The sequence below is a fragment of the Paenibacillus sp. JGP012 genome (assembly GCF_014203995.1).
Taxonomy (GTDB): domain Bacteria; phylum Bacillota; class Bacilli; order Paenibacillales; family Paenibacillaceae; genus Paenibacillus; species Paenibacillus silvae.
Map to the genome: position 1 here is coordinate 15,566 of NZ_JACHKG010000052.1, position 11,593 is coordinate 27,158.

General features: G+C 46.3%; 5 protein-coding genes. 3 read left to right on the plus strand and 2 right to left on the minus strand.

Annotated elements, in window-relative coordinates; all coding sequences use genetic code 11:
* Window positions 1–242 precede the first annotated feature (242 nt).
* Together HNR77_RS29255 and HNR77_RS29260 are read left to right on the plus strand one after the other, a co-directional pair.
* Window positions 243–5,819: an S-layer homology domain-containing protein gene (locus HNR77_RS29255; protein ID WP_184191488.1), complete on the plus strand. Its 5,577-nt coding sequence runs from the start codon at window positions 243–245 to the stop codon at window positions 5,817–5,819.
* A gap of 154 nt (window positions 5,820–5,973) precedes the next feature.
* Window positions 5,974–6,195, plus strand: coding sequence for an immunity 17 family protein (locus HNR77_RS29260; protein ID WP_184191490.1), 222 nt, complete (start codon window positions 5,974–5,976; stop codon window positions 6,193–6,195).
* A gap of 360 nt (window positions 6,196–6,555) precedes the next feature.
* Here the strand turns inward: HNR77_RS29260 and HNR77_RS29265 are convergent, their stop codons facing one another.
* Both HNR77_RS29265 and HNR77_RS29270 read right to left on the minus strand, forming a co-directional pair.
* Window positions 6,556–9,156: a glycine betaine ABC transporter substrate-binding protein gene (locus HNR77_RS29265; protein WP_184191492.1), complete on the minus strand. Its 2,601-nt coding sequence runs from the start codon at window positions 9,154–9,156 to the stop codon at window positions 6,556–6,558.
* Window positions 9,122–10,351, minus strand: coding sequence for a quaternary amine ABC transporter ATP-binding protein (locus HNR77_RS29270; RefSeq protein ID WP_184191493.1), 1,230 nt, complete (start codon window positions 10,349–10,351; stop codon window positions 9,122–9,124). Before HNR77_RS29270 ends, HNR77_RS29265 begins: the two co-directional genes overlap by 35 nt.
* A 500-nt stretch (window positions 10,352–10,851) precedes the next feature.
* Between HNR77_RS29270 and HNR77_RS29275 the strand changes: the two genes are divergently transcribed.
* Entirely contained in the window at window positions 10,852–11,463 is a 612-nt protein-coding gene (locus tag HNR77_RS29275; protein WP_184191495.1) for a GbsR/MarR family transcriptional regulator, read from the plus strand.
* The last annotated feature ends 130 nt before the right edge of the window (window positions 11,464–11,593 follow it).

Here is an 11,593-nt window from a genome sequence, read left to right on the forward strand (position 1 = left end):
ACAGTGGGAAGGATTGAATTCTTCAAAAAGTCAGCTAAAAGTCCTGGTTAACATGCAAAAAAGCATAATTTTTAATAAATCACGGTTTTTCTGTTAGGTGCATGTTTTATTTTCTTTCATTTTGCAAAAATATTATTTACATGTAATTTAAGTTCAGTTATCTTATATTTGAACTAATGTACAAGCTTTGTGAACAAATGATTGGAAAATTAAAGGTTGGGGGTAGATCAAGGATGTATCGTATGCGAATAAACAGGTGGTTCAGTGTATTCTTGGCAACGGTGATGCTGCTGACTGGTGCATTTCCGTCCGGGTTATCCGTCAGCAAGGCATACGCAGCAGATGAGCCGTTAACTGTCGCGGAGGCGCAAGCCCAGAATTCGGACAAATCTACAGCAACAATTGAAGGATATGTCGTCGGTTACTACAATAGTGGATCATCCGTTCAGCTTGATCCTCCTTTTACATCGGATACCAATTTCGCTCTGGCCGATCGTCCTGAAGAAACGGATATTACTAAAATGATGCCTGTACAGATACCTACGAATGCACCCCGCAGCACTTTCGGATTACAAAGCAATGCCTCTCTATACCATTCCAAAGTTAGAATCACGAATGCATCACTGGAAACCTATTTCACGGTAAACGGAATTAAAAGTACATCTTCAACCACATTCCAACTGATTGATCAAACCCCTGAAACCAAAGTGGCAAGTGTTACGGCTACCCCTTCATCAGGTGCAGTGCCCGCTGGAACTCAGATTACGTTGCAGACAACGACCTTTGGAGCCTCAATATCCTACAAGTTAAATGATGAGACTGCATTTATTCCCTACACAGCGCCGATCCCGATTAATGATGTTACTCACATTGAGGCATACGCCCACAAAGCAGGACTGGAGGATAGTGAAAATACAATCCTGGATTACACCATAGTCAACAATACACCTATGTCTATCTCTGATGCTCGCAACAAGTCGGAGAATGAACCTGTAACGGTTCGAGGTGTGGTTACTTATCGAGAAGAATCTGGCGGCATGGCCAACCTGTATATTCAAGATGAGAATGCAGGAATCGTTATTCGCGGAACCGATGCGAGTGTGGAGCCAGGTGACCAGATTGAAGCATACGGCCCGCTTACGATATATAACGGATTGCTCCAAGTAGAGAAAGACAAAGCAGGGTTTCCAGGAGGATACATTAAAGTTTTAAATAAACACGAAAGCCTGCCCGACCCGGTCCTGCTTACATCAGCTGACTTTGCACCTAAGCCAGGAGGAGGCAAAGGAGCCGGAGGGAAATATGAAGGAATGATTGTCGAAGTAAAGGATGTGACAGTAACAAAAAACAACAGCTCTACTTTTTTTGCGACAGATGCGCAGGGCGGAGAGATCACGATCTATGCCAAAAATAGCCCTGCTGCGCTCCAAATAGGCAATAAATATGAAAAAGTCACTGGAGTCATGACCTATCATACAAGTTATGGACTGGAGTTAATTCCTCGTACTTCGGCTGACATTGTCGAAAATTTGCTCTCTGTAACAGCCAGTGTGCCTTCAGGCGGGATTGTGCAGGGTTCGAGTGTCACTCTGTCATCACCGATGGCAGGGGCAAATATCTATTTTACAATGGACGGCAGTGATCCGACGATAGCCTCCACCCTGTATAGTCACCCAGTCACAGTGAATGAGGATACTTTGGTTAAAGCCATTGCTGTATCTGACGGGAAGAGTAGTGAAGTGTACAGTTTTAATTACAAGGTTGTACAGCAATTGGACACTCTTCGCATTCATGATATTCAAGGAGCAACACATTCCTCCTTATATGATGGTATGGCAGTGAAAAATGTCGAAGGCATTGTAACGTATGTTGTGAATGCAAATTCGTTCTATATGCAAGAGCTTCCGGGGATGGAAGATAATGATGACAAAACTTCCGAGGGTATTCTTGTATACAAATCCTCTCATGGCATGATAGCAGGCAGCAAAGTTAAAGTTTCGGGTCAAGTGAAGGAATATGCAGCATCGGTATCAGAGCTGGCAACGACTGAAATCGTAGCATCTGCCATTGAGGTAGAAGCAGTGGATCAACCGTTACCTCCACCTGTAAAGTTGGGGAAAAATGGGCGGATCATTCCGACCATTATTGACAGCGATTCGTTGTCGGTATTCAACCCGGAGACGGATGCCATTGATTTTTATGAAAGTCTGGAGGGCATGCGGGTTGAGCTCGAAACCCCCGTAATTGTAGGGCCGTACTCCAGTCAACCCGGTCTTGCTGTAGTCGTAGACAATGGCGACAACAATCCGCTTCGTACCCCAGCAGGCGGCGTTATTCTGACTGACAACGGAAAAGGTAATTTCGAAAGTGATCTCAATCCGCAGCGGTTATTTATTGGCAAAAAGCCTGCCAGTGCTGTCAAAACCGGAGATAAGCTGGATGGTAACGTAGTTGGGGTTATGACGTACACGAACGGCAACTTTAGGATTAATCCCGATGGCGCACTGCCAAACGTTATTTCTAGCCCTATGAAGCAAGCGGTAACTCACATTGAAAAGATTGAAGACAAGCTGACCATTGCCACGTTTAACGTGGAGAATTTCAGCAAGAAAGATTCTGCACGGGCTTTGAAAATTGGCAAAATTATTGTAGATCATCTGAAAGCCCCGGATATTATCGGCATCATGGAAGTTCAGGATAACGATGGTGACGCTGATACGGGTACTACAGGAGCCGACGAAAGCTTTCAGACCTTGATCGATGCGATTCAGGCGAATAACGGGCCTACTTATCAATTCGCTGAAATCTCTCCAGAAAATAACAAGGATGGCGGTGCGCCTGGAGCCAACATTCGTGTGGGTTTTCTATATCAGCCGAGCCGGGTATCTCTCGCGGCAGGCATAGGCAAAGGGAACTCGACGAAAGCAGTCGCTGTGGCTGCTGACGGAAGCTTGTCTTATAATCCTGGACGCATCGCTCCTGCGGATGAAGCATTTGCGAGCTCACGCAAACCGCTGGCAGCGGAATTTGAATTCAATGGTGAACGAGTTGTCGTGATCGCCAATCATTTTAATTCAAAAGGCGGAGACCTGAAGCCGTTTGGCAGTATCCAGCCTGCAGCACGCAGCAGCGAGGTACAGCGGGCCAAGCAGGCCGCGCTTGTGAATGGATTTGTGAAAGAGCTGATCTCTAAAGATCCTGAAGTCAATGTGGCCGTACTTGGTGATTTTAACGATTTTCAGTTCTCTCGCACATTAAATATCGTTGCAGGCAACGAACTTGATAATCTGGTTAACAAGTTGCCGGAGAATCAACGTTATTCCTACATTTACGATGGCAACTCCCAGACGCTGGATCATATCCTGGTGAGTAAACATCTGTCGGACACGGCTGCTATTGAAGTAGTGCACGTTAATGCTGATTTTGAAATCGCAGATGGTCGAGTAAGTGACCATGATCCACTGCTTGCGCAGCTGAGTGTTGGAGAACCGGCTGAAGCTGGTGATTTCAAGCTGCGTGTTCTGCATACCAATGATACACATGCACATCTGGACAACATCCCTCGCCGTGTAACGGCTATTAAGGAAGCTCGCAACGATCACACACTTGTGCTGGATGCCGGTGATGTATTTTCAGGTACACTGTACTTCAATCTGTTCAACGGTCTGGCCGACCTCGAATTTATGAATATGGTCGGATATGATGCGATGACTTTTGGTAATCATGAGTTTGATAAAGGGCCTGCTGTGCTAAAAGAATTCATTGAAAAAGCAGCATTTCCGTTTGTTAGTGCCAATATCAACTACTCGAAGGATAGCCATCTCGGAAGCTTGTATCGATCCAGTATCGGACAACCGGGGGATCAAGGCAAGATTTATCCAGCAATTATTACTGAAGTGAACGGTGAAAAAGTCGGCATTTTTGGTTTGACGACCTCGGACACGGTGTCTCTGTCTTCACCAGGAGATGATCTGAATTTCAAGGATTACAAGGAAAGTGCACAAGCAACAGTCCATATGCTGCAGCAGGAGGGTATCAACAAAATTATTGCACTGACACATCTGGGTTACTCGGAGGATGTGAAGTTAGCTCAAGCTGTAAAGGGGATCGACATTATCGTTGGTGGACATTCTCATACTATTTTGAAGAAACCGATTGTGGTTGGAGCTCAGCAAGAGCCGACATTGGTGGTGCAAACCGGGGAATATGATGTTTCTCTGGGCAAACTTGATGTGACTTTTAATGAAGCAGGTATTTTGAAAAATTGGAATGGAACGCTGCTGAACCTTGACGCGAAGGGTGCAGACAATGAGTTTGCGTACAAAGATGATGAACAAGCCTTGGCGAAATTAAGCGAATTTGCAGCGCCTTTGGCTGAGTACAAGAAAAATATCATCGGTAAAACAAACGTATTCCTGGACGGGGAGCGCGGAAGTGTTCGCAAGCAGGAAACCAATCTCGGTAATTTTATGACAGATGGCATGCTGGAAAAAGTAAAATCCATTGTGAAGGAGAACGATGTCAAAGGATATGTAGCCATTCAGAACGGTGGGGGAATTCGAGCTTCATTCAAGCAAGGCGACATTACCCTCGGCGATTTGTTGACCGTAATGCCTTTTGGAAATAATCTGACCGCGCTTAAAATGTCAGGCAAAGAAATTACAGCTGCGCTTGAAAACGGAGTAAGTGGTGTGGAAACAGGAGAGGGACGCTACCCGCAAATATCTGGCATGCGTTTCTACTATGATTCCACCAAGCCGGGTGAAAAGATTGATTCCACTACGAACACCGTAACTCAGGAAGGCAAGCGTGTGATGAAAGTGCAGATCAAGAACGCGAATGGTACATTTACGGATATCGATCCCAATGCATATTATATTGTGGCAACTAATTCATTTATGGCTAATGGCGGCGATTTTTACCGCAGCATGAAAGAAGCGAAGAATGATGGACGATTCTACGAATTGAATCTGGTGGATTACGAAATTTTCCGTGAACATCTGGATCGGACAGGTATAGTGAATCAGATTGCGGAGGGACGCAGTATTGATCTTAAAGGTGCCTCGCTTCCGGAGGATGGGAATGGAAGCAATCCTGGTAACGGCGGAGGTAATAATGGCAGCAATCCGGGAAGCGGAAATAATGGAGGGGGTTCAAGCACTCCCGCACCAACGACACCTGGTAACCCAGGCAGTGCAGGAGGCACAACTCCGGCAACACCTGGGACACCGGGCAATCCGGGGAACGGGGGGAATCCCGTTCCGACCAGCCCTGCTGTAATATTGAAGGATATTGACAGTCACTGGGCAGGGGAAGCCATTAAAGTTGCAATCTCCCGAGGCATTGTGAAGGGATATCAGGATGGAAACTTCCGTCCGAATATGCCGGCAACACGTGCTGAATTTATTGTTATGCTGGCACGAGCGTTCGAGCTGCCGGCCAGCAATAAGCCGCTGTCCTTCAAAGACGCAGCATCTATTCCAGTATGGGCCCAAAGCTTTATTGCACAGGCGGTGGAACAAGGCATTATCAGTGGATACACAGATGAGACCTTCCGTTCTACAGGTAAAATTTCACGGGTTGAGATGACAGTAATGCTTGTTCGGGCACTTGGTTTGCCTTTGGACTCCAAGTCAACATTGATTTTTGAGGATGCGGAGCAAGTACCCGCCTGGGCCGTTCCTTATATCGCAGCTGCATATCATGCCGGGCTCGTGAAGGGAACGGGGAACAACAAGTTTAACCCGCAGGCACAAGCCACAAGAGCAGAAGTGGTTACATTGCTTATATCTGCAAATGAACTGCAAACCAAGCCATAATCGCATATGGCATAGGGCATAACAAAATAATGGATTGGAAACACACAGCTTGCGTGCTTAAAGCGTAAGCTGTGTGTTTTTAACTTTTATTTCCTGTTCAGATGATAGGGGAGAAGGTATAGTGTACACGATTATACATGAAAGGAGGGTTTATATGCAGGATCAACCTCTGTTTATTGCTTTACTGGCTATAGCGGCGGGCATTTTCAGCTTGCTGGGTGGAATCAATGACTGGGACTGGTTTATGAAGAGTTTCCGGGCTGGCCTTTTTGTCAAAACGATTGGTCGTCAAGGAGCGAGAGTAGTGTATGGTGTGTTGGGCGTAGTTATGATTGGCATCGGGGTAACACTATTGCTGATTGGAGGAGAGATGTGAGCGGGACGCGAACAGACAGCATCTACATAGAACAATTCAGACGTAGCGCCAAAGATTTTTGAATCTGTGAAAGCGCAGGAAAAGAAATAAAGTAATGCAGATTAGCTATGAAAAAGTCAGAGAACAAACACGTTATTGAGATAGACATTAGAGCAATCACGTACAGTCAACCACTAGGAACGAGACGAAGCAGGCCTACAAGCCTCTTCGTCTCGTTTTTTTACAATACCATACCAAAAAACCCCCTTCACCATATATACGGAGAAGGGGGCAATTTTAATAAGAAAAAAGTAGAGCATTTAAGCATTTAAATAAATATTTAACTTTCTCAGGGGACACCATGTAATCATGTAATCCAGCTTAATTATCTTTTAAATCTGCAATGGATTTAACATCCATGTAGGCTGGCACGACGAGACCGGTTTTGACACCTGTCATGTTGGCACCGAGATCATCTAACTGATCCTTGTATTTCGCCCAATAATCAGCATGGGTGAGTGGAAGCCAGGCTGCCGGAGAGGCATCCACGTCACCTGAAGCAACGCCAGTCCACATCGGTCCGGCTTCCACTTGCAGCGCGGTTACTTTATAACCGAGCTTGTTTTCCATTACATATTTTAGCAGATTGGTGCTTGCAATCTCGGAGTCCCAAGCGACATAACCAAGACGGAACGTATCACCGTTCACAGGAGTCAGACCTTTGGTCCATTCATCAATCTGATCGTTATGCTTCTCGGCATAGTCTTTGGCGGCCTGCTCAGGGGCAGTTCCCCCCTGGATGGCAATCATGATCTCGCCCATCTCATCGGAGGTCCACTTGAAACGGGACAGGAACTCATAAGCGACAGGATGATCTTCTTTCAGACCTTTACGAGCAATTGTATGAATCTCTTCTGCGTCACCGTAGACTTTATCGGGATCTTCCAGATATTTGAGATCATATTGATTGAACATCCAGTGAGGTGTCCAGCCTGTAATGATAATCGGGTCCTCGTTCTTGTATGCTTTGTCCAGCGTAGCCGTCATGGCTGCGCCGGACCCTTCCACCAGATTCCAGTTCGTCAGACCATATTTCTCTATCGCAGTGGCAGTGGATTTCATGATGCCTGCGCCTGGATCGATACCGATGATCTGATGATTTACTTCGTTTCCGATGTTAGCACTTGCCGCAGGTGCAGCAGATGAATCGGAAGAAGAAGCACCTTTTTCCAAGTCCTCAATGGAGTTTACGTTTGTCATGTATTTCGGAACAACGAGACCTGTGCGAACACCTGTCATGTTGGCTCCAAGATCTTCGACCTGATCTTTGTAACGTGCCCAGTAATCAGCATGTGTCAGCGGCAGCCATGCGGCAGGAGAAGCGTCGACATCACCTGAAGCGACACCAGTCCACATCGGTCCTGCTTCGACCTGAAGCGCATTGACTTTATAGCCAAGCTTGGTCTCCATCACATACTTCAGCAGATTGGTGCTGGCAATCTCGGAATCCCATGCAACGTAGCTCAGTTTAAACGTATCGCCGTTCACAGGAGTCAGACCGTTGGTCCATTCATCGATCTGGTCCGCATGTTTCTCGGCATAATCTTTGGCTGCCTGTTCAGGAGAAGTACCATCCTGAATCGCAATCATCATCTCACCCATCTCATCGGAGGTCCACTTGAAGCGGGAGAGGAACTCGTAAGCAACAGGGTGATCTGCCTTCAAACCTTTGCGGGCAATCGTATGAATCTCTTCGGCATCACCGAAGGATTTCTTCGGATCTTCCAGATATTTCAGATCGTACTTGTTGAACATCCAGTGAGGTGTCCAACCTGTGACAATAATTGGTTCCTTGTTTTTGAGCGCTTTGTCCAGTGTAGCAGTCATCGCTGCGCCAGAACCTTCAATCAGATTCCAATCGGACAATTGATAATCTTCTATCGCTTTAGCTGCAGATTTCATAATGCCCGCACCAGGGTCGATACCGATAATCTGATAGTTGACTTCTTCACCTACAGCATTCGCTGCCCCATTGTTGCCGCCAGCAGATGTTGTGCTGCCTGTGAAATATTGAGAGAAACCGGCAACAAGAACAAGCAGTGTTGCTGCAGCAGTAATCCAGGCCTTTTGTCGGGTTGAGACACGTGAAGTCTTTTTGCGGCCTGGCATAAACAGGTTTTGTGTAAAGCGGTCAAGCACGATAGCAAGCACCACGACAGCAAGACCAGCTTCAAAGCCTTTACCGATCTGCAGCTGTGTTACAGCACGGTAAACTTCCGCACCGATACCCTGTGCACCGATCATGGACGCAATAACAACCATGGAAAGGGAGAGCATGATGGTCTGGTTAATACCGGACATCACGGTTGGCAGCGCGAGTGGAAGCTGAACTTTAAATAATTTTTGAGCTGAAGTTGATCCAAAGGCATCCGCTGCCTCCACCAGTTCACTGGATACCTGTTTGATACCCAGGTGTGTCAGACGAATCGTTGGCGGGATCGCGAAGATTACGGAGGCGATAACGCCCGGAACAACGCCGAGACTAAAGAACGTAACTGCTGGCAGCAGATATACGAATGCTGGCATGGTCTGCATAAAGTCCAGCAGCGGTGTGATAATGCGTGCTGCAGTTTTGCTGTATGCCAGCCAGATGCCGACAGGCACGCCCAGCAGAATGGAGATTAATCCTGACGTAATAACGAGACCGAGTGTGTCCATGGATTGGGACCAGTAGCCGAGGTTATCTACGAGCAGGAAACCGATCACGGTAAACAAGGTAAGTGGCAATCTGCCTACCAGAAATGCCAGTACACCTAATATAACAATGAACAGAATCGGGTGAGGCAGCATAAACAGCCCGGAGAAAAATCCGACCACTTCCTGAATAACGACAGAGATAACTTTAAACAAGCCGGAGAGCGAGGAGCTCATCCAGTCAACGATGGATTCAATCCACGATGCTAGTGGTATTTTGGGAATCATTCAGAGCTTCCTCCTTTTCTGCAACTTCACCGCTTAGAGCACCCAGCAGGGCACCGCGAACGATAACACCTTGCAGACGACCCGTCTCGCTAACAACGGCGAGTGGCACATGGGCTGAGCTTACAATTTCAAACAATTCATGAATCAGGGTCTCCGGTGACACCGTCGGCCCATCTGTAATCAGAATGTCGTTTAATACTTTATTTTCGCGCATTGCACGGGTTGCATCTTCTGCGGTAATAACACCTAACAGCTTTTTCGAACGGTCAATAACAAACAGGTTCGAGATTCCTCGTTCGCGCATCAATTCGAGAGCAACACGAGGGCCACGATCAAGTGTAATCGTTTCTGGTCGGCGCATAACGTGTGATGCTGTGAGGACCTTGGACAAGTCCACATCTTCGACGAAGCGGGCCACATACGGGTTGGCCGGTTGAATCATAATTTCCTCAGGTGTACCAATCTGAACAACGGCACCATCTTTCATAAGAGCAATCCGATCGCCGATGCGCAGCGCTTCGTCCAAGTCATGGGTAATGAAAATAATCGTCTTTTTCATTTTATCCTGAAGCTCAATCAACTCGTCTTGCATATCCCGGCGAATCAATGGATCAAGTGCACTGAAGGCTTCGTCCATCAGCAGCACTTCCGGGTCATTCGCTAGTGCGCGGGCTAATCCGACACGCTGCTGCATTCCGCCGCTCAGCTCATCAGGCATCTTGTCTTCCCAGCCTTTAAGGCCAACCAGCTCAAGAGAAGCCTTGGCCTTTTCCCGGCGTACTTCCTTATCTACTTTTTGAATTTCCAAGCCATATTCCACATTATCAAGAACGGTTCGGTGCGGGAACAACGCGAATTTCTGGAACACCATGCTGATCGTTTTCCGGCGCACTTCACGCAGCTGCTCTTTGTTCATTTTACGCAAATCTTTACCATGGACCAGAATTTCGCCAGATGTGGGTTCAATCAAACGATTAAACATCCGAACCAGCGTAGATTTACCACTACCGGACAGGCCCATAATGACGAAAATTTCACCTTCTTTGATTTCCATGTTGACCCGGTTGACACCAACCGTTATCTGTTTTTCTTTGGCCAACTTTTCTTTGCCCCAACCTTGCTCCAGTAATTGCAGACCTTGCTCGGTTTGGGGGCCAAACAGTTTACTTACGTTTTTTACTTCAAGTATGGTCATGTTTTCACCCCTTCTGATGTGTTTTGCACTTCGAACGGCGTTCAGCAGTCACAAGCCCATACACTTGTGCGCCCAGCCACGAAATCCGGTATTCATGCTTCGCTTCCCGTCTTTCTGGGTAACGGTTTGTATTCTAACAGTACTTAACCAGTATATCAACTGAACAAACAGTACATAATGTTTATACAGTAAAAACTGTACAAAGTTTTCCTCTCAAATGCTCCATCTATCTCCTTATTCTGGCTGATTCGGTATCTTTACATTTATTATGGCTTTTCCTACAATAGAAAATGAGCTGAATTAAAGCTTATTTTTTTGGTTAAAAGATCATCGTAGGCAAAATAAAGCATGGTAAAGTTCCCAATTTTAGTATCTGGGTACAGAGGATTTCCTGGCATATAGGATGTCCGGCCGGAAGCTTTCTCATGTATATTAGCTAGACTTGAACATGCGGGAATTTTTTTGCCAAGACTGGGAATGTCAGAATGGAGGTTGCAAGCATGAGCTTGGACCATTTGAAAGAGGATCAGCAGGCTACCGTACTGAAGATCCGTAAACGCGTAATCGAGGCCATTGGACGCAATATGGATCTATACGGCGTAACCTTGTCCACGGGACATTTATATGGATTGCTATTTTTCGCAGACAAACCGATGACCCTTGATGATATGGGCCGGGAAATGGAAATGAGCAAAACAAGTATGAGTACCGGAGTGCGCACGCTGCTGGATCTGAAAATGGTAAATAAGGTGTGGAGCAAAGGCTCCAGAAAAGATCTGTATGAAGTAGAGTATGACTGGCATCAGACCTTTACGGATTATTTCGTGATTAAATGGAGAAAAGCAGTGGAAAGCAACCTTCAGATTCTGCGCAAATCCGTTGACGAAATCAATCGCATTGTGAAAGACCTGGATGAGCAGGGCGATGCCGAGCTGTTGCATGTACTGTCGGAGGATAAGCGCAAAGTACTGCAAGCGGAAGCATATTACCGCTGGCTGGACAGGCTTATTGATACAATGGAGGATGAGGAAATTTATAAGCTTGTTCCTAAAGAAGAGATCAGGGAAGAAATGAAAGACGAAGTTAAAGAGCAAATAAAAGAACAACTATAATAGTAGTGGCATAATACAAAGAGACCCTTTCTGCCTGAGAGGCCACTGAAGAACTAGCAGTTTTTCTACAGATGTTATTTAGTTTACAGAAAAGAAGACATTCGTACCGAATTTCGGAACGAATGTCTTC

Excerpts from the sequence above, each read along its gene's own strand:
- HNR77_RS29255 (WP_184191488.1), top strand. The coding sequence starts at position 243 with ATGCGAATAAACAGGTGGTTCAGTGTATTCTTGGCAACGGTGATGCTG.
- HNR77_RS29260 (WP_184191490.1), top strand. The coding sequence starts at position 5,974 with ATGCAGGATCAACCTCTGTTTATTGCTTTACTGGCTATAGCGGCGGGC.
- HNR77_RS29265 (WP_184191492.1), bottom strand. The coding sequence starts at position 9,156 with ATGATTCCCAAAATACCACTAGCATCGTGGATTGAATCCATCGTTGAC.
- HNR77_RS29270 (WP_184191493.1), bottom strand. The coding sequence starts at position 10,351 with ATGACCATACTTGAAGTAAAAAACGTAAGTAAACTGTTTGGCCCCCAA.
- HNR77_RS29275 (WP_184191495.1), top strand. The coding sequence starts at position 10,852 with ATGAGCTTGGACCATTTGAAAGAGGATCAGCAGGCTACCGTACTGAAG.